Origin of the sequence: Vreelandella glaciei (assembly GCF_013415125.1) — a bacterium.
GTDB lineage: Bacteria > Pseudomonadota > Gammaproteobacteria > Pseudomonadales > Halomonadaceae > Vreelandella > Vreelandella glaciei.
This window is the reverse complement of record NZ_JACCDE010000002.1, coordinates 194,259-217,866: the sequence shown is the minus strand read 5'-3', so window position 1 is coordinate 217,866 and position 23,608 is coordinate 194,259. Positions and strand designations below refer to the sequence as shown.

The 23,608-nt window shown below is 55.6% G+C and carries 23 protein-coding genes; 2 read left to right on the top strand and 21 right to left on the bottom strand.

The annotated features are described in order from the left end of the window. Positions 1–18 precede the first annotated feature (18 nt). The 3 genes from HZS80_RS02270 to HZS80_RS02260 all read right to left on the bottom strand — a co-directional run bounded on the left by HZS80_RS02270 (position 19) and on the right by HZS80_RS02260 (position 2,703). Positions 19–597 carry a TRAP transporter small permease gene (locus tag HZS80_RS02270; protein WP_035554989.1) on the bottom strand — a complete coding sequence of 193 codons (579 nt, stop codon included), beginning with the start codon at positions 595–597 and terminating at the stop codon, positions 19–21. A 289-nt stretch (positions 598–886) separates the two neighbouring features. Continuing rightward, a complete protein-coding gene (locus HZS80_RS02265) occupies positions 887–1,933 on the bottom strand; it encodes a TRAP transporter substrate-binding protein (RefSeq protein ID WP_179915039.1) in 1,047 nt (348 codons plus the stop codon). A gap of 182 nt (positions 1,934–2,115) precedes the next feature. Further along, positions 2,116–2,703: a TIGR02444 family protein gene (locus HZS80_RS02260; RefSeq protein ID WP_179915038.1), complete on the bottom strand. Its 588-nt coding sequence runs from the start codon at positions 2,701–2,703 to the stop codon at positions 2,116–2,118. Positions 2,704–2,732: 29 nt separating this feature from the next. Between HZS80_RS02260 and HZS80_RS02255 the strand changes: the two genes are divergently transcribed. Further along, positions 2,733–4,709: an ATP-binding cassette domain-containing protein gene (locus HZS80_RS02255; RefSeq protein WP_179915037.1), complete on the top strand. Its 1,977-nt coding sequence runs from the start codon at positions 2,733–2,735 to the stop codon at positions 4,707–4,709. Positions 4,710–4,735: 26 nt separating this feature from the next. Here HZS80_RS02255 and dtd read toward each other — a convergent pair whose 3' ends face one another. The 10 genes from dtd to HZS80_RS02205 all read right to left on the bottom strand — a co-directional run bounded on the left by dtd (position 4,736) and on the right by HZS80_RS02205 (position 13,520). Beyond that, positions 4,736–5,173 carry a D-aminoacyl-tRNA deacylase gene (gene dtd, locus HZS80_RS02250; RefSeq protein WP_035554980.1) on the bottom strand — a complete coding sequence of 146 codons (438 nt, stop codon included), beginning with the start codon at positions 5,171–5,173 and terminating at the stop codon, positions 4,736–4,738. 44 nt (positions 5,174–5,217) lie between these two features. Then, positions 5,218–5,802, bottom strand: coding sequence for a chalcone isomerase family protein (locus HZS80_RS02245; protein WP_179915036.1), 585 nt, complete (start codon positions 5,800–5,802; stop codon positions 5,218–5,220). 123 nt (positions 5,803–5,925) lie between these two features. Beyond that, positions 5,926–6,771, bottom strand: coding sequence for a universal stress protein (locus HZS80_RS02240; protein WP_179915035.1), 846 nt, complete (start codon positions 6,769–6,771; stop codon positions 5,926–5,928). A 127-nt stretch (positions 6,772–6,898) separates the two neighbouring features. Next, a complete protein-coding gene (gene thiD / locus HZS80_RS02235; RefSeq protein ID WP_179915034.1) occupies positions 6,899–7,729 on the bottom strand; it encodes a bifunctional hydroxymethylpyrimidine kinase/phosphomethylpyrimidine kinase in 831 nt (276 codons plus the stop codon). Positions 7,730–7,867: 138 nt separating this feature from the next. Beyond that, positions 7,868–8,980 (bottom strand): TRAP transporter substrate-binding protein, encoded by a 1,113-nt coding sequence (locus tag HZS80_RS02230; protein ID WP_035554970.1) that lies wholly within the window; start codon positions 8,978–8,980, stop codon positions 7,868–7,870. Between the two features lie 201 nt (positions 8,981–9,181). After that, positions 9,182–10,585 carry a TRAP transporter large permease gene (locus tag HZS80_RS02225; protein ID WP_035554968.1) on the bottom strand — a complete coding sequence of 468 codons (1,404 nt, stop codon included), beginning with the start codon at positions 10,583–10,585 and terminating at the stop codon, positions 9,182–9,184. Then, positions 10,585–11,145, bottom strand: coding sequence for a TRAP transporter small permease subunit (locus HZS80_RS02220; protein WP_035554966.1), 561 nt, complete (start codon positions 11,143–11,145; stop codon positions 10,585–10,587). Before HZS80_RS02220 ends, HZS80_RS02225 begins: the two co-directional genes overlap by 1 nt. Positions 11,146–11,263: 118 nt before the next feature. Further along, a complete protein-coding gene (locus HZS80_RS02215; RefSeq protein ID WP_179915033.1) occupies positions 11,264–12,100 on the bottom strand; it encodes an endonuclease/exonuclease/phosphatase family protein in 837 nt (278 codons plus the stop codon). Between the two features lie 2 nt (positions 12,101–12,102). After that, positions 12,103–12,735, bottom strand: coding sequence for a thiol:disulfide interchange protein DsbA/DsbL (locus HZS80_RS02210; RefSeq protein ID WP_035555284.1), 633 nt, complete (start codon positions 12,733–12,735; stop codon positions 12,103–12,105). A gap of 155 nt (positions 12,736–12,890) precedes the next feature. Next, on the bottom strand, positions 12,891–13,520 hold the full coding sequence (locus tag HZS80_RS02205; protein ID WP_179915032.1) for a c-type cytochrome: 630 nt from the start codon (positions 13,518–13,520) through the stop codon (positions 12,891–12,893). A 405-nt stretch (positions 13,521–13,925) separates the two neighbouring features. On the opposite strand from HZS80_RS02205, the gene yihA reads away from it, so the two are divergent. After that, entirely contained in the window at positions 13,926–14,564 is a 639-nt protein-coding gene (gene yihA / locus HZS80_RS02200; protein ID WP_008956511.1) for a ribosome biogenesis GTP-binding protein YihA/YsxC, read from the top strand. Here the strand turns inward: yihA and HZS80_RS02195 are convergent. The 8 genes from HZS80_RS02195 to HZS80_RS02160 all read right to left on the bottom strand — a co-directional run bounded on the left by HZS80_RS02195 (position 14,537) and on the right by HZS80_RS02160 (position 23,505). Next, positions 14,537–15,310, bottom strand: coding sequence for an HAD family hydrolase (locus HZS80_RS02195; RefSeq protein ID WP_035554958.1), 774 nt, complete (start codon positions 15,308–15,310; stop codon positions 14,537–14,539). The two genes, yihA and HZS80_RS02195, sit on opposite strands and share 28 nt — an antisense overlap. Continuing rightward, positions 15,307–16,251, bottom strand: a complete 945-nt coding sequence (locus HZS80_RS02190) for a tyrosine recombinase XerC (protein ID WP_179915031.1) — start codon at positions 16,249–16,251, stop codon at positions 15,307–15,309. Before HZS80_RS02190 ends, HZS80_RS02195 begins: the two co-directional genes overlap by 4 nt. Beyond that, complete coding sequence (locus tag HZS80_RS02185; protein ID WP_035554952.1) at positions 16,244–16,954, bottom strand: DUF484 family protein; 711 nt, start codon at positions 16,952–16,954, stop codon at positions 16,244–16,246. Before HZS80_RS02185 ends, HZS80_RS02190 begins: the two co-directional genes overlap by 8 nt. Before the next feature lie 16 nt (positions 16,955–16,970). Further along, the gene (gene dapF, locus HZS80_RS02180) at positions 16,971–17,804 is read right to left on the bottom strand and encodes a diaminopimelate epimerase (RefSeq protein ID WP_035554950.1); all 834 of its coding nucleotides are present in this window, start codon (positions 17,802–17,804) and stop codon (positions 16,971–16,973) included. Then, entirely contained in the window at positions 17,804–19,075 is a 1,272-nt protein-coding gene (gene lysA / locus HZS80_RS02175; protein ID WP_179915030.1) for a diaminopimelate decarboxylase, read from the bottom strand. Before lysA ends, dapF begins: the two co-directional genes overlap by 1 nt. A 33-nt stretch (positions 19,076–19,108) precedes the next feature. Next, complete coding sequence (lptM, locus tag HZS80_RS02170; protein ID WP_008956505.1) at positions 19,109–19,240, bottom strand: LPS translocon maturation chaperone LptM; 132 nt, start codon at positions 19,238–19,240, stop codon at positions 19,109–19,111. Further along, complete coding sequence (gene argH, locus HZS80_RS02165) at positions 19,237–20,640, bottom strand: argininosuccinate lyase (RefSeq protein WP_179915029.1); 1,404 nt, start codon at positions 20,638–20,640, stop codon at positions 19,237–19,239. The genes lptM and argH overlap by 4 nt, the downstream gene beginning before the upstream one ends. Before the next feature lie 81 nt (positions 20,641–20,721). Next, a complete protein-coding gene (locus HZS80_RS02160) occupies positions 20,722–23,505 on the bottom strand; it encodes a bifunctional diguanylate cyclase/phosphodiesterase (protein ID WP_179915028.1) in 2,784 nt (927 codons plus the stop codon). Positions 23,506–23,608 lie beyond the last annotated feature (103 nt).

Genomic DNA, 23,608 nt, shown 5'->3' with positions numbered 1-23,608 from the left:
AGAGTGCAGTGCTCTGCATCAGACTTCAGTTTCGGTGTCTTTGTAACCATCCACCACGCCCGTCGAGAGATACACATCGTGAGAGGTGAAGTTTTTAACAGCGGTCAGCAGGTATTGAATACCGGTAATCAAAAAGCCTATCGGCACCCATAGGTAGATAATCCAGATCGGCAAGCCCATGGAAGGCAGTACGCGACCTTTGCTATACAGATCCAGAATATAAACAACCGAATAGTAGAGCAGGAAAAACATCACTAGCGCTGTGAACAGCGCAATGCAGATCATTAGCACTCTGCGCCCACCTACCGGCAATGCATCGTAGATCGCCGACATGCGAATATGGCGACCATGACGAGCTGCATAGCCAATACCCGCAAAGGTAATCATGATAATCAAAATCCGGTTTAACTCACCGGAAAACATGATGCTGTTGCCAAATACAAAACGGGCAACCACGTTGGTGACCGTATTCAGCGCCATTAGCAAAACGCCCATCGCGAGGATCACGGCTTCCATTTTGCTAATTACAGTGTCGATCACACCTAATATCCCCGGCAAACCGGAATGGTAACTATTTTCCATCTCTTCGTCGGTCATGGCCGGACTCCTTCCTTACGGCTTTAACGACATCTGTTCAATGCCGCCAGCACAAATTAACACAGCGCTATCTCAGACCTATCAATTGCAAAGCTATCTCGCGCTATTCAGCGCGGTTCCCACTCTAGCGTAACGGCATGCCGCCGCCGGTGATTCAACGCTGGATGTACGTAACTAACGGTAACCTGCTGTTCTCCTCACCGATGACCGACTCTCACCAGCGCAACAAAAAAGGGGCAGCCGTTGCTGCCCCTTGATACATCACCTATGCCAGAACGGCTTAGGGAGATTACTCGTTAGTGACGGCTTCAAGGTCAGCTTTAAACTGCTCAAGTAGCTCTTTGCCATCTTCACCGGTCATTTCCAGGAAGGCTTCTTCAACCTGCGGGGCACGGTCACGGAAGACTTGGATCTGCTCTTCGTCAAGACGTGTGACGGTCACCTCGTCGGAGGCTTCCTGAATCTTCGCTAGCGACTCTTCCGCCAAGCCTTTGATGTGATCAATGGTGTGATCATACGCGGCTTCAGAGGCTTCGTTCACCAACGTTTGGTCTTCTTCAGACAAACCTTCGTAGAAATCCTGGTTGGCCATCATCGCCGTAGTGAACCAGCCGTGACCGGTAAAGGTCAGGTGCGGAGACACTTCGTACAAGCCGCCGGACTCGATCCAGAAAATCGGGTTCTCTTGGCCATCGATGATACCGGTCTGCAGGCCACCGTAAACTTCACCCCACGGCAACGGCGTCGGCGTTGCACCAAAGGCGTCGTAGGTTTCCGTCAATAGCGGGTTAGTCATGGTACGAATTTTTTTGTTATCCAGCTCCTCCGGCGTTGAGAAGGGCTCATTGGTCGTAATAACCATTTCGCCTTCTGGATACATTTTCAGTAGCTCTAGACCTTGCTCGGCGTAAAGCTCTGGGAACATCTCGTTGATGGCTTCACTTTCGTCAAAGAACTCAAGTACGGTTTCTTCGTCGGTAGGCAGTAGGTAAGGAATGAAAAATATCTGCGCTTCAGGAATCAGCGCGCCGGTAAAGCCTGGCGACTGGTTTACAAACTGCAGAATACCGTTCTGAGTCTGCTCCATTATGTCGTCAGACTCGCCCAGCTCACCAAAGCGGTAAACCTGAACCGTGTGATCGGAATTCTCTTCGATATGCTCTTTAAAAGCATAGGCAAAGACATCCTGTACGTCGCCTTCATACTCTTCATGAGCGTAACGCCAGTTGTCCGCCTGCGCGACAGCCGTCATGCCCATCAACAGTGCACCCACGCTTGCCGATGTGGCTAATTTGGTGGTGAAAGAACGATTAAATACGGGTTTGCTTGCCTTCATACGGTGTTCCCCTTTCAGTGGTAAGCGCGCTATATAAGTGCGCAAGAACCTAGATAATCCACGCGTATCTCAACACGACACTGTTATCCGCTATTCAGCGTTCACTAACAGACAATGGCGCTGCTTTTATTGTGTTAGCCAACGAATAACGCTAGGTATTTTAAAATCAGCTTAAATTCAGGCTAGCGCGCTCCTTGATGAGGGTCAAGCTGACAAGTAAGCGTTTGTAGCGCCTGACATAGTGCCGGCGCGGTATTTAAGCTACTCTCCGAGTGGATATTAGGTTTGCTAAAAAGCAGCTGATTTCGCAGCCATTTAGCCGAATCTTGCGGCATTTCGACGATATTAATTACACGTTGCTCATCACTATGCGCTTCTAAAACCCATTCTTGCCAACGTTGAAGGTTCTCACGCTCGGCCATTAGTTCCGCCTGCTTAATGGTTTCCCGCAGCGCAGCCACAGAGTCACTAGACGCTGCCGAGGCTTTTAAATCGCGGCGTAAACCACGCAAAACTGCTGTTACACTGCTCTGCCATTGGCGACGCTGCTTGCGCTGGCGAGCAGCCGCACGCGGGATCGCTTCTAAACCATATGAGTAGAGCCAGCAATGGAATAGTAGCTCGCAAACATCCAGCTCAGCTTCCTCCTGGAGCGTCAGGCAAGCAGTCTCAACACCAGGTTTTGCGTAAAGTGCCAGCGCAAATTCCCATAACGGTGTCTGCTGTAGGCGCTGCAATCGGGTAGAATCAAGCGTATTAGAATCTCGCATCAAATGACCCACTTTCTTCGGGAGAAGGCATGATCGCACTGCGCCAAGTCGCCCTGCAACGCGGCACGCAAACGCTACTCGACAACGCGGACGTTACCCTTAATAACGGGGTAAAGGCCGGGATTATCGGGGCAAACGGCGCCGGTAAATCGAGCCTATTCAAACTCCTGCTCGGCGAGCTTGCGCCCGACCAGGGCGAGGTAGAGATGAGCGGCGGCCAGCGCATCGCGCATATGGCTCAGGAAGTTGACGCCCTCGACCGCCCGATTATCGAGTATGTACTCGATGGCGACTTGGCGCTACGCCAAGCAGAAGCTGACTTACTGGCCGCCCGAGAAGCCGGGGAAGCCCACCGCGAAGCCGAACTGCACGGCTTGATTGAAACCCTGGATGGCTACCGCGCCGAGTCGCGAGCGGCGCAGCTGCTGGTGGGGCTGGGCTTCCTTCAGACCGATCTCACCCGCCCACTCTCGGCGTTTTCCGGCGGCTGGCGGATGCGGGTCAACCTCGCCCGTACGCTGTTTATGCCTTCTGACCTACTATTGCTGGATGAGCCCACCAACCACCTGGATCTGGACGCCCTGCTATGGCTGGAGCAGTGGCTGACCCGCTATCCGGGCACGCTGCTGCTGATTTCACACGACCGCGACTTTTTAGATGCCGTGTGTGACCACATCGTGCATATGCACCACCAAACCCTGGAGCTTTACCGCGGCAACTACTCCCAGTTTGAGCGCACGCGCGCTGAAAAGCTCGCTCTGCAACAGGCTGAAGCCGCCAAACAGCAGGCCCGCCGGGAAGAGATCGAGCGCTTTATCGCCCGCTTTAAAGCCCAGGCAACAAAGGCGAAGCAGGCACAAAGCCGGGTTAAGATGCTGGAGCGGATGGAAGATATCGCTGTAGCCCATATGGATTCTCCCTTCCACTTCACCTTGCCTGCTGCCGATAAAACATCGCGTCCGCTACTGGTGCTTGATCAGGCGCAGCTAGGTTATCGCGGTAAAAAGGGCGACGGAAGCGACGACAACATCCAGTTGGACAAGGTCAACGTTACCCTGCTGCCCGGCAGTCGCATTGGCCTGTTAGGCCCCAACGGTGCAGGTAAATCGACACTCATTAAATCACTCACCGGCGAACTCGAGCTACTTAACGGCAAGCGCGTGCCCGGCGAGCATTTGGCGATTGGCTATTTTGCTCAGCATCAGCTTGAGAGCCTGGACGTATCATCGACGCCCTTTGTGCACGTGCAGCGTCTCTCGCCTACCGCCAGCGACCAGGAGATCCGCAACTTTCTGGGCGGCTTTGGCTTTAAGGGCGACGACGCCTTCGGCACAGTCGCCAACTACTCAGGCGGTGAAAAAGCTCGCCTGGCGCTGGCGCTGGTCGCTTGGCAAAAACCCAACCTACTACTGCTCGATGAGCCCACCAACCACCTGGACTTAGAGATGCGCGAAGCGCTGACCCAGGCGCTGGCAAGCTTCGAAGGCACGGTGATTCTGGTTTCCCATGACCGTCATCTGCTGCGCGCCACGGTCGATGAGTTTTGGAAGGTGGCGGATAACCGCGTCGAGCCCTTCGATGGCGATTTGGAAGACTACCGGGTTTGGCTCAAAGCACGCCTGGAAGAGAGTCGTCGGGATTCACGCGGTGAAAAGGCCGAGCGCCAGAACCAGCAACCCAGCGGCGACAGCCGCGAAGCACGCAAAGCGTCACGCAAAGCGGCCGCTGAGTTGCGGGAGAAGCTGCGCCCGCTGAAAAAGCAGCGCGACCAGGCAGAAAAAGCCATGGAGAAGGCCCAACAGGAACTCGATAAGGTAGAGCAAGTGCTGGCAGACCCAGAGCTATACACCGACAGCGGCCGCAAAGCCGAACTGACTAAGACACTTGGTCAGCAAGCGGAGATTAAAGCGCGTCTGGATGCGTCAGAAAGGCAGTGGCTGAGCGCCGAAGAGGCGCTGGAGACAATGGAAGCAGAGCTTCTCGCCAGCGAAGAGACGGCTAGCTAGCAAAAAGCGAAGTCTCTAAAACCGGGCTAGCTTTCCAACAAAAACGTCACCGGGCCATCGTTGATAAGCGCCACCTGCATATCGGCGCCAAATTCACCGGTCGCCACGTGCGGCCAGGCAACGCGGGTCTGGGTAACCAGCAAATTGAACAGCGCTTCACCGTGGGCTGGCGGAGCGGCGCTGGAGAAGCTGGGCCGTAGCCCTTTATGGGTATCCGCCGCCAGGGTGAACTGGGAGACAAGCAGCAAACCACCGTTCACCTGCTGCAGGTTGTGATTCATCTTGCCGTCCGCATCGCTAAATACCCGGTAGTGAAGGAGTTTATGCAGCAGCTTTTCCACGTTGGCCGCGTCATCGTGTTTTTCCACACCTACCAGCGCCAACAACCCGTGGTCGATACTCCCGACGATATTGCCTTCCACTTCCACGCTGGCGCGCTTAACGCGCTGGATGAGTGCCTTCACAAAGCTTCTCCGAACTGACAAACGGCCATTATAACGACCGCTTGTTAGTTTTTCCCTAGCAGCGCATCGCGAAAGTCGTCATCCAGGGGGCGCTCGCCCAGCCATATACTGAACATGGCACTGGCCAGTTCTGCGTTACCGCCCTCAAATAGCGTTTCGCCATTGAGCGCCAGGCGCAAAGCAGCGCCGTCCCAACTCAACACATAACGATCTTGCGGCTCGACGTCCTGATAGCTTCGATTAAAAGCGTTAATATCGGCTTCTAGCTGCGAATACTCATAGGCAGTGAGGCTCTTCTTAAGGCTTTCTGTGGTGGCTTCGGCGAAGTCCGGGGCGTCGATGGCGTGAAAATAGGCAAGCTCCAGGCGCCTTGGTACGTCACCCAACGGCTGCGGCTGGGTTTCTTCTACCGCTTGGTAATAGGCGCCCGCATAGGCAGTCCAAATCATGTAACGAAACACACCGCTACCGATAAGACTATAGCGCTGGCCGTGCTCCTCTACCGTGCGCTCAAACGCTTCGCCTTTCTCAGTCACACTGCTGGCCATCGCCCAAGACATTAGCAATAGGCCAGTTAACAGCAATGATATTTGTACGGCGCGCCTAGCGCCTAATAAGCGTGTGGGCATAGAACCTCCTTCTGGCAGCATAACTATACATACCATTGCGCCAAATAAAGGTTCCGTACAATAATTTATTGTTGCCCGTACTCTCTTGAAATACCCGTATTCTGTTGAATAAATAGTGCCCGCTTACCAAGCGCGGCAGAGCATTAAATCGCAGTGCGGTTCACTTAGCAGCATCTCGGTTAGCAAGCTGGTGTGATGGGGCTGTCCACGGCTGCCGATCATCACGAGATCGGGCGAGTGGCGTTTCATATATGCCTGCAGCACATCGCAGGGTGTGCCTTGCTCTAGCACCAACTCAACATCGGGCACCCCGTCTAACTCGCGCATCAGGCTATCGACTTCGTTACTCAACTGCTCGCGCAGTCGCTGCACTTCATGTTCACGCCAATGGGCGTAATAGGCCTGCGAACCCAGTTCACGTTCGCCGGGCAGTGTCCAGGCGTGCAGCAGGGTGAGCGCCGCTTCAGGAAAGCGGATTAGCGCCTCTTTCAAGGTATGTCGCGCCGTTAGCGAAAAATCGATAGGCACCAGGATATGTTGCCAGGGCTGGGTCGGCTGGTGAGAAGAGACCACCACAGGACATGGCGCACTGCGCAGCACGCGCATGGTGGTGGTACCCGCCAGCAGGTCTTTTTGCCCACGCTTGCGATGCATGCCCAGCACAATCAGCTCGGCGTTACGCTCATGGGCTTCGCGGACGATTTCAACGTGAGGCGAGCCGGTCACGGTTTGGATCAACGTTTTCGGCGCCTCTAGGGCGTAGTCTTCGCGTAGATCCGTCAACATAGTGGTGATGTCTTCCACTACCGCGCTCTCGACATCCAGTAGTACTCGCCTGGGTAGGTAAGGGTCCAGCACGTGCAGCACGTCGAGCTGAACGCCCTGGGCATAGGCCAACCGTAGCGCCCGCGCAAAAGCGGCGCGATTATCAGCGGAAAGATCGGTGGCAAACAGAATAGTGCGAGGCATGGCGAAACGCTCCTCGGCTGAGCAGCTCAGCCTTACAAGCCGTTAAGCAAACACTCTTTATCATGGTGCGCAATATCCATTCTCGCAAGCTAACTGCTGCCCAAATGCTTCAAAGCAGTACACTCAATCACCACCAAGCGTGAAAATGGTGCACCGGGCCGCGCCCTTTCCCCACATTCAAGCGTACGCTCGCCTCCAAGGCCGCATGCAGCCACTGCTTGGCATCGCTGATGGCAGTTACCGGGGCATCCGCATCGGCATCCACGGGGAGCTTCGCCAGACAGGCGGCAATCGCCGAAGATAGCGCGCAACCGGTACCGTGCAAATTGTCGGTATCGATGCGCGAGGCGGGCAACCACTCATGGCCGTTGGGGGTTGCCAGCAGATCCGGACAGGTCGCTCCACGCAGATGGCCGCCTTTCAGCACCACATAGGGTGCACCCAGCTGCGTTAACCCCGGCAACATCGTTTCCATGGCGTCTAAACTGGTGGGCGACGATGTATCGAGCAGTACCGCTGCTTCCGGTAGGTTGGGGGTAATCACATCGGCCAATGGCACGAGAATATCGCGTACTGCTCGAATGCCGGCGTCATCGACCAGAATATCGCCGCTCTTGGCGACCAACACCGGGTCGAGCACGATCCAGCGTGGGCGCCGCTGACGCAGCACATCGGCTATCACCTCGGCGACCTCGCGGCTGGCCACCATGCCAATTTTGACCGCGTCTAGCGAGACATCATCCAGCAGGTGTTCCAACTGCTCGCGAATAGCCTGGGGCGAGACGGGGTACACCGAGGCCACACCACAGGTGTTCTGAGCGATCACTGCAGTAATCACGTTGGTGCCGTAAACGCCAAGGGCTGAAAAGGTTTTCAGATCCCCTTGCAGCCCGGCGCCCCCCGAAGGATCGGAGCCGGCGATGGTAAGCACATTGCGAAGACGGGAATGGGTAGACATGGGGCTCCTTCACGGCAAAAACGTCACTATGCTCCTAGGATACCCAAGCTGCGCGCCTTATGCTGCCGAAAACGTAAATGCCAAACACACAAAAGCCGCCCGAAGGCGGCTCGTTAATGTGCGTCAAGCACCGGCAAACTATTGCGCGGTATCACCTTCCGGGTTGCGGGCGTTGTAGTACGCCTGCTCGGAGATGGCGTGGTAATCCTCGACCTTCTCTTGGAACGCCTGATAAGAGTCATAGATACGCGTAGCTAATTCGCTCGATTCCGCTAACTCGGCAACCACATCTTGCGAGTGCTCACGCGCCTGGGCCAGTACGTCGTCGGGAATGCGGCGTAGCTCAACATCGTGCTCATTCACCAGGGTTTCCAGCGCATCGTTGTTACGTGCGGTGTACTCATCCAGTACGCTTTGGTTAATGTCGCTAATAGCGGTTCGCAGGATCGCCTGTAGATCCGCTGGCAGCTCCGCGAAAGCTTCTTCGTTAACGATTGCCTCGAACATGACCGTGGGCTCGTGCCAGCCTGGATAGTAGTAATAATCGGCGGCTTGGTGCAGGCCGAATGCCAGGTCGTTGTAAGGGCCAATCCACTCGGTTGCGTCAATCGCACCAGATTGCAACGAAGTAAAGATCTCGCCGCCCGGCATGTTCACAATCGCGACACCCATACGGCTCATTACTTCGCCGCCCAGGCCCGGCATGCGCATTTTCAGGCCGTCGAGATCGTCAACCGAGTTGATCTCTTTGTTGTACCAGCCGCCCATCTGCACGCCTGAGGCACCCGCCACCATGACGTCAACGCCGAAGTCATCGTAGAGCTCGTTCCACAGCTCCATACCGCCGCCATAGCTTAGCCAGGCGTTCATCTCTTGAGCATTCATCCCAAACGGCACGGCGGCGAAGAACTGTGCGGCAGGCGCTTTGCCCTTCCAGTAGTAGGAAGCGGAGTGGCCTAGTTCAGCGGTACCGTCAGAAACAGCGTCAAACACCTCAAACCCCGGCACCAACTGGCCAGCACCGAAGACTTCAATGGTCAGGCGGCCATCCGACATTTCGTCGACCAGCTGCGATAGACGCTCTGGACCCTGGCCAACACCTGGGAAATTCTTTGGCCAGGAGGTGACCATTTTCCAGCGGAACTCGTCCTCTTGCGCCTGGGCGTGATTATCGAAGCTAGAAACCACCAGCAAACTGGCGGAGAGAGCGGTCGTCATCGCGATGGCGACTGGGAGTGTTTTGGCTTTCATACAATAACCCTCTTACTTTCTATTATTACTATTATGAGTAGGGAATACCCCGCCTAGCGTAGAACGCTAGGCGGTTTGCTACAGTCCATTATTTGCTATAAGACACTAATGGCTCGTTGCTGCTTTTTAGTTAGGTTGCCACATATATTCGTTGATAACTGCGTTGACCACAGCAATGCTTTTCAACTTACCTCTTGTTGACTAGAACTGCGAGGGAAGCCAGGTTGCCAACTGCGGGAAGAAGCTAAGCATGAGCAACATACCCAGCTGCATCAGGATAAACGGGATCACGCCACGGTAAATAGCCGAGGTAGATACAGACGGTGGCGCTACGCCACGCAGATAGAACAGCGCGAAACCAAACGGCGGCGTTAAGAACGATGTCTGCAGATTGATAGCAATCATGATGCCCAGCCAAATCGGGTCAAGCCCCATGGCAAGCAGAATTGGCCCGACAATCGGCACCACCACAAAGGTGATTTCGATAAAGTCGAGAATGAAGCCGAGCAGGAAGATCACCAGCATCACGATGATCGTCGCGCCGACCACGCCGCCAGGCATACCCTCGAACAGCTCGGTCACCATGTGTTCGCCGCCGTAGGCACGAAACACCAGCGAAAACAGCGCTGCGCCGATCAGGATCAGAAACACCATAGTAGTGACGTGAGTGGTCGAACGCAGCACGTCTTTCAGGGTCGCCCAATCGAGCTGACGATAAGCCAGCGCCAGCACCAGAGCGCCAAAGGCGCCTACCGCAGAGGCCTCTGTGGGTGTGGCAAAACCGCTTAGAATCGAGCCTAGCACCGCCACAATCAGCACCACGGGAGGCACCAAGCCTTTGAGCAGCAGCATGCCAATGCCTGAGGTGTGGCCAAGCTCAGCCATTAACTCTTCGCGGTCAGCAGCAGGCGCCATGTGCGGGCGCAACCACGCCACCAGCGCCACATAGATCATATACATCACGACCAGCAGTAGCCCAGGCACCAGCGCGCCCATAAACAGGTCGCCCACGGAGACCGTTTTAGGACTGAAGATCCCCATATCCAGCTGCGCTTGCTGATATGCCGATGACAGCACGTCACCGAGCAGTACCAAGGCAATGGAGGGCGGAATAATCTGCCCCAGCGTGCCGGTAGCACAGATAGTACCGGTCGCCAGTGACGTGCTGTAACCACGCTTTAGCATGGTGGGTAGCGACATCAACCCCATGGTGACCACCGTGGCCCCCACAATACCGGTAGAGGCGGCCATTAGCATGCCCACCAGCGTCACCGAAATACCCAAGCCACCGCGCATAGCGCCAAACAGCAGGGCCATGGCATCCAGCAACGTTTCCGCCACTTTGGATTTTTCCAGCAAGACGCCCATCAGCACAAATAGCGGCACCGCCAACAGCGTTTGGTTGGTCATAATACCGTAGAGCCGATTGGGCAAGGCGGCGAGATAGCCGCTATCAAAATTGGCGTCGATACCAATGGCTTCCAGACCCAGCCCCATACCGGCAAACAGCAGCGCCGTTCCCGCCAACGAAAGCGCTACGGGAAAGCCGAACATCAACACAATGCAAATGACGGCAAATAAAATAATCGGCATGAATTCCAGCATCAAACACGCTCCTCAAGATGGTTGCCGCCAGCAGCAGCCGGCACTATCCGTCCAGCCATCACATAGCCATTACGCACGATCTCAACCACGCCTTGCACGATCATCAGCACGGCAAACAGTGGAATTAAGGTTTTCAGTGCATAGACAGCCGGAATGCCACCGTAATCAGGGGAGGTTTCCAGAATGCGCCAGGAGTTGGCCACGTAGCCCAGGCTGGAAGCGATGATAAAGACCATCACGGGAATCAAAAGCGTGATAATACCTACAACATTGATTAACGCCTGACGGCGCGGGGTCATGCCTCGATAGAAGATATCCACTCGCACGTGGCCGTCGTGGCGAAAGGTATAGGCAGCGGCAAGCATAAAGACACTAGCGTGCATGTACATCACTAGTTCTTGCATGAAAATGCTGTTGATACTGAACATATAACGAAGCAGTACAATCGCGAACTGAATCAACATCATAATGATGATCAGCCACGCAAGGGTACGCCCGAACCACTCTGAAGCGCGGTCCAGCGCACCAATAAATGCAGGTAGTTGTGTTGTGTCCGACATGGAAGTGTCTCGCGTAAAACGACTAAGGGGAGTCAGCGCCCCAGACAATAGCGCATATACGCGGACAATGCAGCGCTCACAGACGACAAAGACAAGCTTGTTAGCCTAAACACTTAGCCTAAGCGCTTGAGCGAATAGCCGCTAAACAAGCCTCAGGCAGCGGAAGATTGACGGCTATCGGCAGATGATCAGAGAACAGATGATCCAGCACGTGCACTTCCGCGGCCTCTAGCGATTGCGACAACAGAATATGATCCAGCGCATGGCGCGGTTGCCAGGAAGGATAGCTGAAAAGGGGTTTAACCGGGTGCAGGGGCAGCGACAAACTAAAGCGCTTGTGAGCGTGTAGTTGGTCAGGCGTACAATTGAGATCGCCCATCACCACTACGTGGCGCAGCGGCTGAATAATATCGCTTAGATAGTTGAGTTGGCGCACACGACCGCGGTGGCTAAGCGCCAAGTGAGCAACAAAAATATGCAGGGCATCCGGGCCTTCGCCAAAGCGGGCATGAATAGCGCCTCGGCCAGGCATTGCGCCCGGCAAGCGGTGCTCAACAATCTGACTAGGTACCAAGCGCGACAGTAACCCATTGCTGTGCTGGGCAATACGTCCCAGGTTGCGGTTTAACTGCTGAACATGGTGCGGAAATCCCGCTTTGGTAGCGAGATACTCCACTTGGTTAACGCGGCTGGAGCGAAAGCTGCCGCCATCAACTTCTTGTAGCCCAACTATGTCGAACTTACTCAGTACTTCGCCCATCATGTCCAGCCGCTGCTGGCGACGGGGATGCGGCAATAAGTGCTGCCAGCTGCGCGTGAGATAGTGATGATACGCTGACGTCTGGATGCCCACCTGCAGGTTAAACGTCAGCAAACGCAGATGGCCATCTTCCAGCAGCGTCGAGCGTGGGCTGCTTACCTGCGAGTTATCACGCTCTCTCGCTTCACGCAACACGGTTATTCTGCGCGCTCTGCACGCACCTGCTCGACCAGCGCATCAGCGATTTTAGGCATATTTTCCAGGCTACCGGCTGAACTCGGCGAAACAACGTAGCGACCATCAATCACCAGCGCGGGCACACCCATCAACTTCATCTCACGCATACGGTTGTTGGCTTCATTGACATCGCTACGAACACTAAAGTCGGTCAGCGCTTTTTTGGCCTCTTCTTCGCTGACACCGTAGTTAGCGAAGAAAGCGGCAATCTCATCGGCCTCGGTGAGCGACTGATTTTCCTGATGGATAGCATTAAAAAAATCGGCGTGTAGCTCCTCTTCAATACCCAGCGACTCAGCCGCGTAGAAAGCGGTAGCGTGGGTATTCCAGTCGCTGCCCATGGTAGCAGGCATATGTTCTACGCTAACGTCGTCTTCCAGCGTCTCGTACCACTCATTAACCGGTGTTTGTAGGCGGTAACAGTGCGGGCAGCCAAACCAGAACACTTCAGTAACTGCAATTTGCCCGTCTTCAGCGTGGGTTTCTACCGGGGACTCAAGCACTTCATAGTGCTGGCCTTCAACGACATCCTGAGCACTCACTAGCGCAGAAAAACCTAGACCGGCTAGCGTAACCATTAGCGTTTTAAACACTGTTGTTTTAAACATTGTCGTTTTAAACATCGTATAAATTTCTCCATGGGTAAGCGAGGACTAAGACCGTGGTTATATTAGCGGGTTCCCTCATTTCAAGCACATCGGCAAATGAGGGAACCAAACGGCACAAGGAGGTATAAAATTTTGCAGCCTTAATTCAGTCCTAAAACGTAGTTCGCCACAGCTTCCATATCCCTGTCACTCATTTTGGAAGCAATATCGCCCATAATATTATTGGGGTCATTGGTGCGATCGCCGGACGCAAATGCCTGCAGCGTAGAAACCGTATATTGAGCATGCTGCCCGGAAAGGCCAGGATAAACGGCACTGCCAATGCCTACCCCGGTTGCCGTGTGACAGGCTGAACAGGCAGGGATACCCTTGGCCATATCGCCAGCACGGTAAATCTCTTCGCCGCGCGCCAATAGTTCAGCGTCTTCGTCGTTGGTTTGACCCAAGTTAGCGTCTTGTTCCGCAAAGTAGGCCGCGGCATCCCAAGCATCTTGGTCAGAGTAGTCATCCACGATGCCCGCCATTTGAGGCACCACGCGTTCACCGTCGCGGATATCCATAATCTGCTTGGCCAAGTAAGACATTTGCTGCCCCGCCAGGTTAGGGAAAGCGCCCGATGGGCTAATGCCCTGTTGACCATGACAGGCGGCGCAGGTTTGGGCCATTTCCTGGCCAGCGGATGCGTCAGCATCGGCTTGGTAGTCCGTTTGAGCGTGGGCGATGCCAACGGCGCCCATGGTAATTGCCAGGCTTGCCAGTAACTTTCTCATTGCTATTCCACTATGCCGTTTTATGTTTGACTGGTACGCACCCTGGGCGCTTCCCAGGCTCCACAAATTACCAGGGTTAGCTCCGCCAAAACGAACAACGTATCGCATTGGTCGCTGTCGGCTAGAGGGCGATGGTACACTAGCGCCCCAGGTCGCAGATATAAACCGCTTGCATTATAACGAATCACCCCAGCGGCGGGAATGCAAGTCCTGGTCTGCTTTAGGGGTAATTCGTCGCAGTCCTGCTCTCATTTCTCTATTATGCGTCACTACCAAGCGTTCTACTTTACGCGCTGAAGAAGCCATGCTGGGTTGATAGTACGTTGATGATAGCGCATTGATGAGAACATTGATGATAGTGCGTTGAGTAGGCCGCTTTTATGTTCGTTTTTCAGGATTAAGTCCATGACTACCCCCCACGATAGCCCAGTCCCTCGGCTGAACTACCCGACGGCAAGTTTTATTATCAGCGCGCCTACCTTGGCTTTGTGCCCAGATGATACCGGCGCAGAAGTCGCCTTTGCCGGGCGCTCTAACGCGGGAAAATCAAGCGCTATCAACGCCTTAACGCAACAAAATGCGTTAGCGCGCACGTCGCGTACACCGGGGCGCACTCAGTTAATTAACTTCTTCAGTGTCATGAACGATGAGTCGCTGCGTTTGGTTGACCTGCCCGGCTACGGCTACGCCAAGGTGCCAGAATCGGTCAAGCTAGAATGGCAAAAGCACTTAGCAGAATACCTACGCAACCGCTTTAGTCTACGCGGCTTAGTACTGCTAATGGACGTGCGCCACCCGCTCACTGAGTTCGATCAGATGATGCTCAATTATGCCGACCAGCGCGAAATGCCGGTGCATATTCTGCTGACTAAAGCGGACAAGCTTAAAAAAGGGCCCGCCAGCGCTTCGTTGCAGAAAGTACGCTCGCGCTTGAAGGAGTGGGAAGACTTGGTCTCTGTACAGCTGTTCTCTTCGCTTAAGCGCGACGGCGTCGATACACTATCCCAGAAACTCAATCAGTGGCTGTATACACCGCCTGAATGATGCGTTTCCAAGCCCGCCTTTTCTAACATCTCAAGCACGCGGGGCAGCTCTTTCACATGGGCAATACGGTGTACCCGCGGGGGAAGCGGTTGATCCTCCGCTTCAGAAATCCATACCGCGTGCATTCCCAGCTGCTGGGCAGGGAGCACGTCCTCCTGCCACGAATCGCCCACGTGCATGGCGCACTCAGGGGCGACTTTTAAACGCGACAGTGCGGTGAGGAAAGGCTTCGGGTCGGGCTTGGGCGCCAGTAACTCGCCCGCAGCAATGGCGACCGGAAAATAGCCAGCCAGCGGCTGACGTTTAAGATGTATATTGCCATTGGTAATCGCCGCCAACTGATAGCGCTCCGCCAGGGCAGCCAGCAGCCCGGCCGCTTCTGGGTGTGGCGTGACCTGCACGCGTAAGCGGTGAAACTCATTCATCGCCGCTGATGCCCACATCAACGCAGCACTGCGGTGCAGACCTGCGTCTTCTAACTGGGCCTCCAGGGCGCGCAAACGTAGCCAGGTAAAGTCACCGCGCCGTTCAGACACCTGTTTGGCTAACTGTTGACGGCGCTGAAGGTAATCTCGCCCGCCGCCTTCGTGGGTTAGCACCAAGGCAGGCTCCTGACGCGCCGCACGCCAAGCCTCAAGGGCTTCCAGCAGCCAGCGATAGTGCCCCTCTTCGGTGCGCGCCATCACCCCGTGGTTATCCCAAAGCGTGTCATCCAAATCGAAGGTAATCGCCTTCAGCATCGTCATGGTTTGCTCCTGGGGCTATTTTTGCGGTCGCTGGGGCCTCGTTTGGCGCGGGGGTGGGCGGCATCGTAACTGGTTGCAAGATGCTGCCAATCAAGTCGGGTATAGATTTGCGTGGTCGAAAGATTGGCGTGCCCCAGCAATTCTTGCACGGCGCGCAGATCCTGGCTCGACTCCAGTAGATGGCTGGCAAAGGAGTGGCGTAAACGGTGGGGGTGAAGATGTTCGGGTAGGCCACGGGCAAGCGACAGCTGCGCTAAGCGCTTTTGGATGGCGCGATGGCCTAATCGTTGCCCGCGCTGGCCCACAAATAGCGCCTGCTCATTAATGGGGGCTAGCGCTGAGCGGCAACCCAACCACTCAGCCAGTGCCTGTTGAGCGCGACGCCCGACGGGCACCTGGCGCGGCTTCCCCCCTTTGCCAATGACCCTTACCCGGCTATTTTGCAAATCACCCAGATCAAGCCCGGCAAGCTCCGCTAAACGTAGGCCGCTGGAGTAAAAAAGCTCAAGAATGGCCTGATCCCGGGCACCCAGCGGCGAACCATCGTGGGGGGTATCGAGAAAACGCGCCAGGGCGTCGACATCCACGGGGCGTGGCAAGTGGCTAGGCTGTTTGGGCGTGCGCAATAGCCCGACCGGGTTATCGTTCAACACACCCTGCTTGACCAGGTAATCCGCGAACCTGGAAAGCGCCGCCCTTCGCCGGGCAAGGCTTCGAGGCGCCAAGCCCCGGCTGCGTTCTGCGCCCAAAAACGCCCGCAGCAGTGCGGTATCTAACGCCGCAGGATCCGTCACCTCACGGCGATCAGTAAATACGCATAGCGCGGCTAAATCATGCCGATAAGCCTCTACGGTGGCAGGGCTAGCATGGGACGCCAGCGCGGCCAGAAAGGCCTCCACGCGCTTGGCGATCATGGTTTCCACCAGCGGCGTTTCAACCATGATCGCCGAGACGCACCAAAAGACGCGCGACGATATCACCCAAGTACTCGGTGAACAGCGTGTCCATGCTGGCGCGATAGGCGTCAGGGCTGGGGCTGGCCAGCAGCAGATAGCCCAACGGATCACCGGCTGAAAGGCGTGAAATAGCGCAGGAACCCGCTTTACGGGGTGCTTTCACGTGGGGCAGCAGGCACTTCCAGTCACTGACGCTGAGCTTCACGCAGCGGCTGGTGCGGCCATCCAACAGCGCCGCTAGGCGCGCACTCGCGTGCTGATCCAGTACGTGACGCGGCGGCTGGGGTGGCGTTGGCTCACTATCGCTTAAAGAGGCCGGACACCATAGCGCCATGGCCGGGGTTTCAAAGCGCTCGCTAAGCTGAGTGGCCAACGCCTGCGCCAACGCATCGCGATCCGGCGCTTCCACCAGCGCGATTAGCGTTTCCCGCAGCCGACGGTACTGGGACTCGTTATGGCGGGCGGTTTCCAGCAAGTGTTCCAGGCGGCCTTCCGCGGTTTCCGCACGCTTACGCAGATCAAAGACCAAGCGCTCCAACAGCGATACCGCCCCGTCGATGTTCGGGTGGGGAACCTGCAGCTGTTGCAGAAGTCCTTCGCGACCGACGAAAAAATCGGGATGACGCGCCAGCCAGAACGCCACTTGATCAGGATCGAGCGTTTTGCGGGGTTCGGGGGCTTGAGACATCGCCGTTCTCCTCGAATTAATTGAGTGCTACGCGACCATCGAAGACGCGTGTAGCCGGTCCCACCATCGTCAGCGCCCCTTCAGGGTCAGGCCACTCAATGCTGAGCTCTCCACCGGGTAAATGGACTTTTACGGGGCTTTTTAACAGCCCCTGGCGAATACCGCTGGCCACTGCCGCACAAGCGCCCGTGCCGCAAGCGAGCGTTTCGCCGCTGCCGCGCTCGTATACGCGCAGGCGTATTTCGCTGGGTGAGAGTACCTGCATAAAGCCCACGTTAACACGCTTGGGAAAACGGGGATGCGCCTCTACCAACGGCCCGAGGCGTTCCACCGGGGCGCTATCAACGTTCTCAACCTGCATCACCGCGTGGGGGTTGCCCATGGAGACCACACCGATCTGCAGCGTTTCATCACCCACTTGTAGCTGATGTAAGGGCTGATCCCCTGGGGCATCGAACGGCAGCGCCAGCGGGCTAAACCGCGGGCGGCCCATATCCACTCGCACCATGCCATCAAGCTGTACGGTCAGCACCAACGGGCCACCGGCGGTTTCTACGTGGATTTCATGCTTGTGAGTCAGCCGCTGATCGCGAACGAAGCGGGCAAAGCAGCGCGCCCCGTTGCCACAGTTCTCCACTTCACTGCCGTCAGCATTATAAATGCGGTAGCGAAAATCCATCTCGGGGTCGCGGGGCGGCTCGACAACCAACAACTGGTCAAAGCCAATGCCGAAACGCCGGTCTGCCAGCGCGCGGATCTGGGCTTCGTCCAGCCGGGCACGCTGAGTGACGAGATCCACCATGACAAAGTCATTACCCAGGCCGTGCATTTTGGTGAAGTGTAAAAGCATCAGCGCTCCCCTTCGGGCAGCAGCGCTTCACCTGCCCACAGACTGGCAACGGTTTCCCGTGCACGCACCACGTGGCAACTGTCGCCATCGACCATCAACTCGGCGGCGCGCGGGCGGCTGTTGTAGTTCGACGCCATGACAAAGCCGTAGGCGCCTGCGGAGCGAACCGCCAGTAAATCGCCTTCGGCAATGGCCAGCTCGCGCTCTTTACCCAGGAAGTCACCGGTTTCGCACACGGGGCCCACTACGTCGTAAAGGGCGCTTTCGCGCGTTTGGCGAGTATCCACCGGGACAATCGCCTGCCAGGCTTGGTACAGCGCCGGACGAATCAGGTCATTCATGGCCGCATCGACAATGGCGAAGTTCTTGGTCTCACCAGGCTTGAGAAACTCTACCCGAGTGAGCATAACGCCAGCATTAGCGGCGATGGAGCGGCCAGGTTCAAACAGCAGCGTCAGCGCTTCACCACCTTCCCAACGTGAAAGCCGCGCCAACAGCTGGCTGGCGTAATCAAACGGTTGGGGCGGCTTTTCATCGCGGTAAGGCACGCCCAGACCGCCGCCTAAATCGAGATGTTCGATTTCGATGCCGCGTTCACGCAGGCGCTCCATAAGCATCAGCAAGCGATCAAGGGCATCCAAAAAGGGTGCCGTTTCGGTGAGCTGTGAACCAATGTGGCAGTCGAGCCCTTTCACCTTCAGATTAGGCAGACTCGCTGCTAGTTCGTAAACATCCAGCGCTTCATCCACTGGAATACCGAACTTATTGTCCTTCAAACCGGTGGAGATATACGGGTGGGTTCCCGCGTCGACATCTGGATTGACCCGCAACGAGACAGGGGCGATTTTACCCAGCTCCCCCGCAACGCGATTCAAGCGCTCAAGCTCCGGGCGTGACTCAACGTTAAAGCACTTAATGCCCACTTCCAGCGCACGGGTCATTTCATGGGGCTGCTTGGCAACGCCTGAAAACACCACCTTCGCCGGGTCACCACCGGCTTTAAGCACCCGCTCAAGCTCACCGATAGAAACAATATCGAACCCGGCACCCAGCTTGGCCAACAGCCCCAGCACCGCCAGGTTGGAGTTGGCCTTCACCGCGTAACAAATCAGGTGCGGATGGCCACCCAGTGCTTCGGTATAGGCGCGAAAGTGACGCTCAAAAGTGGCTTTTGAGTAGACGTAGCAGGGCGTGCCGTGTTCGTCGGCAATGCGTGATAGCGGCACGTCTTCGGCATACAGCACGCCATCGCGGTAATTAAAATGATCCATGGTGCTCTCCCCTTCTCCTGGGCCTGCAGCTATCTATTCAGACGCCTGACTAGACTGCTCATCAGCAGGTGCATCGTCCGGCAAATAAAGCGGCCCTTTTTGCCCACAGCCTGCCAACCCGGTTAACAGCAGTGTGGTAAGGGTCAAAATTGCCAATGTTTTCATGCGCCCGCCTTGAGTGCGCTGAGTGCCTCACGCGCTCGTTGGGCGGCAGCCCGCACTTGGTTTGGCGCCGTGCCGCCAATGTGGTTGCGGGCAGCTACCGAACCTTCCAGGGTAAGTACCTCGAACACATCCTGCTCGATGGTAGCGGAGAACTGCTGGAGCTCATCAAGGCTCATTTCAGACAGATCTTTTTCGGTTTTTAGGCCATAGGCTACTGACTGACCAACAATTTCATGAGCGTCGCGGAAGGCCACACCTTTGCGTACCAGGTAGTCAGCCAAATCCGTCGCGGTGGAGAAGCCGCGCCGCGCCGCTTCATACATGCTGGCTTTTTTGGGTTCAATCGCGGGCACCATATCGGCGAAGGCTTTTAAGCAGTCGCGTACGGTATCCACCGCATCGAACAGCGGCTCTTTATCTTCCTGGTTGTCTTTGTTGTAAGCCAACGGCTGGGACTTCATCAGCGTGAGTAGCGACATCAGGTGACCATATACCCGGCCGGTTTTGCCACGCACCAGCTCGGGCACGTCAGGGTTCTTCTTCTGCGGCATGATCGAAGAGCCGGTGCAGAAACGGTCAGGCAAATCGATAAAGTTGAACTGGGCGCTGGTCCACAGCACCAGTTCCTCACTCATGCGCGACAGATGCATCAGTAGAATGCTGGCAAAGCTGGTAAATTCAATCGCGAAGTCGCGGTCTGACACGGCATCCAGAGAATTCTCTGACGGGCGGTCAAAGCCCAGTAGCTCTGCGGTCACATGGCGGTCAATGGGGTAAGTGGTACCGGCCAGGGCAGCCGCGCCTAGCGGCATCACGTTAACGCGTTTGCGACAATCCAGCAGGCGCTCGTGATCCCGGGCCAGCATCTCTTGCCAAGCCAATATATGGTGGCCAAAGGTGACCGGCTGGGCGGTTTGCAAGTGGGTAAAACCGGGCATAATCGTCTCGGCTTCACGATCAGCCAGTTCGATCATGCCTTCGCGCAGGCGCTTGAGTTCCACTTCGATAACATCGATCTCATCGCGCATAAACAGGCGAATATCGGTGGCGACCTGGTCGTTACGCGAGCGCCCGGTGTGGAGTTTTTTGCCGGTAATGCCGATCTTTTCGGTCAGCCGCGCCTCGATATTCATGTGCACGTCTTCTAACGGCACCGACCAGTTAAACTCGCCGCGCTCGATTTCGCCCTGAATCTCGTTCAGGCCGTTAATAATCGCATCGCGCTCGTCATCGGTAAGCACGCCGACCCTAGCCAGCATATTGGCGTGGGCGATAGAGCCCTGGATGTCCTGGGGGGCCAGGCGCTGGTCGAAATTAACAGACGCGGTGAAACGTGCGACAAAGGCATCGGTGGGCTCGCTAAAGCGACCGCCCCAAGACTGATTCGTAGCTTGGCTCATCGAAGGTATATCCTGCTGACAAAGCGTAAAAGTCGTTATGGAAAGTGGGAGTCGTTGGGGAAAGTGTACCAGAGTCGCCGGTCAGCGAGCAGCAAACACAGGGGGAGATGCCAAAAATGCGCGGAGTGCGTCTAAGGGCATAGGACGAGCGAAGTAGTAGCCTTGAAAGTAGTGGCAGTGGCACTTTTCAAGGTAGGTAAACTGCTCCAGCGTCTCTACCCCCTCCACTAGCACCCCTAGCCCCATTTTTCCCGCCATGGCGACAATACCATCGATAATGGCCGCATCGTTGTGATCGGTAATCACATCGCGCACAAACGAACGGTCAATTTTGATTTTATTAATCGGCAGGCGCTTAAGGTAGCTCAAGCTAGAGAAGCCGGTGCCAAAATCGTCTAAGGCAATATGAACGCCCAACGCAGACAAATCCTCTAATGCCTGGATTGCTTGTTCGGCGCTGTCCATTAAAACTCCCTCGGTAATCTCAAGCTCTAGCAGCACTGGCGCTAAGCTACTCTGGGCCAACACCTGTTCAATAGAGGCCAGAAAACCGGGGCGTTGAAACTGCATCGGAGAGATATTGACCGCCATGGTGATCGGGCCAACACCCATGGCATTAAGCTGCTGGGCATCCCGGCAAGCGGTCGCTAGCACCCAATCACTGATCGGTATGATCTGCCCGGTATCTTCTGCCAAGCTGATGAAATCAGACGGTGGAATATTACCGCGCTCCGGGTGTTGCCAGCGGATTAATGCTTCCACGCCCACTACGCGCCCACTCGGGGCATGGATTTGCGGTTGGTAATACAGCGTAAACTGCTGTTGCTCAATGGCCTGCTGAAGCGCGCTGCGCAAACTTACCCGTTCACTCACTTTGCGGTTTAAATCTTCGGTATACCAATGGTAGGTATTGCGCCCTCGGCGTTTGGCCTTGTACATGGCCAAATCGGCTTGTTGAATAAGCTGGCGAGGGTTTTTCATATTGCCATCGTTGATAGCAATGCCGATGCTGGCGGTAATGCGCAGTTCGCTACCGCGATACCAATAGGGCGGCGAAAGCCTCTGCAGTACGCGTTCAACCACCTGTATCACATCGTTTTCATAGGCTAAATCGGGCAGCAGCACAACGAACTCGTCACTCCCAAATCGCGACACGGTGTCCCAGGGGCGCAGCTCGTCTTCAAGACGCTTGGCGACTTCAATCAAGATAAAGTCGCCTACCTCATGACCCAGGGTATCGTTAATCGGTTTGAAATCATCCAAGTCGATAAACAGAACGGCGATAAAACGCTGGTAACGACGCGCCAGGACGCACCCCTGCTCCAAGCGTTGGCCAAGCATTACCCGATTAGGCAGCCCGGTCAGGGCATCGTGATTGGCGTTATAAGTGAGCTGGGCCTGATACTCGCGCTGCTCAGATACATCGTTTTGAACACCCAGATAGTGAGTCACGTCACCTGTTTCGTCGCGCACTGGCGAAATATACAAGTCATTCCAAAAAATCGAACCATCACGCCGATAGTTACGGATCACTACGTGCACTTCGCGCTGCTCAGTAACACCTTCCCGCAGCAGTTTGACGGTAGCGGGGTCGGTATCTTCGCCCTGTAAGAACCGGCAATTACGCCCCCGCGCTTCACTGCGCGCATAGCCGGTGATGCGCTCAAAGGCGGCATTGACGTAGACCATGGGGAGATCGCTGCTTTGGGCATCGACAATAATCACCCCATTGGTGCTTGATTCCACACTACGCTCTAGCAGCTTCAGCTGATGCTCACTCGCTTTGCGATCGCTAATATCACGGAAATAGACCGTAAGCCCTTCAACGGAAGGATAGACATGTACCTCAACCCATATGCCTAGCCGCGGGTTAAAGGCCTCAAAATGACCTGCCTGCTGTTGACTCGCAGCGCGTTGATACTCCTCGTCAAAGCGGCTGCCTTTTGCATCGGGAAAGCTCTGCCAAATATGCTGGCCCAATAACTCACCTTCACGGCGCTTCAATATTCGCTCCGCCTCGCTATTAACGTAGGTGAAGTGCCAGCGAGTATCTAAGGTAAAAAAGCCATCGGTGATACTATCAAGGATAATGGTAAGCCGTTGTGCAAGTTGGGTGATGTTTTCACGCAGCTGTTTTTGCTCGGTAATATCCTGCGTCGAGCCCTCCACCTGACTGATTTCCCCACGCTCATCGCGCACGGCCTTACCAATAACACGCACCCAGATATGCTTACCTTGGTAAGTGATCACCTCAAGCTCTTCGTCAAAACTCGTCCCTTTTTCGCAGCAGGCGGCGAACACTTCGTGGATACGTGATTGAGAAGAAGGTGTGTAAAATTCAATCGCTTGAGTAACGGTGGGCTGGAAACCGGGAAGCAGACCATGGATACGGCAAACCTCATCTGACCAATTTGGCTGCCCAGCGTCCATATCCACGTACCAACCACCAATAAGCGCGGTTTCACCGGCAATTTGAAACAGCCGCTGATTGCTCAATAACTGCGCCTGAGCAAACTTCTGCTGCGTCACCTCGCGGGCAATAATATAAATAATATCGCCACCGGCACTGGGGGTAATCTCAATCCAGTGCGTTTGGCCTAATATTGATAATGCTCGCACTTCAAAGGCGGCAACAATTTCCCCCCGCTGCATGCGTACCAGCGCCGCTTCAATCACAGGATGATCCTGCGGGTCCACCACGACACCGCAGCGACGACCTAATAACGCATCTGCTGAGTATCCCAATAGCGACTCAAAGGCTGGGTTGACCTGAAGCAACCTACCCTCAAAATCAAGGCAGCAGAACAGATCCTGCGACAGCAGGAAAAACTGATCGAGCTGGCCATGCGGTAACACTATGGACATAAGGCTTCCTAGGGAACTAATGGGTACTTTGCAGAGCCAACATTAACGCCGTTATTTTTACTGTGGCGCTAGGTGCTTTATGATGACACTTATCATAGCTTGA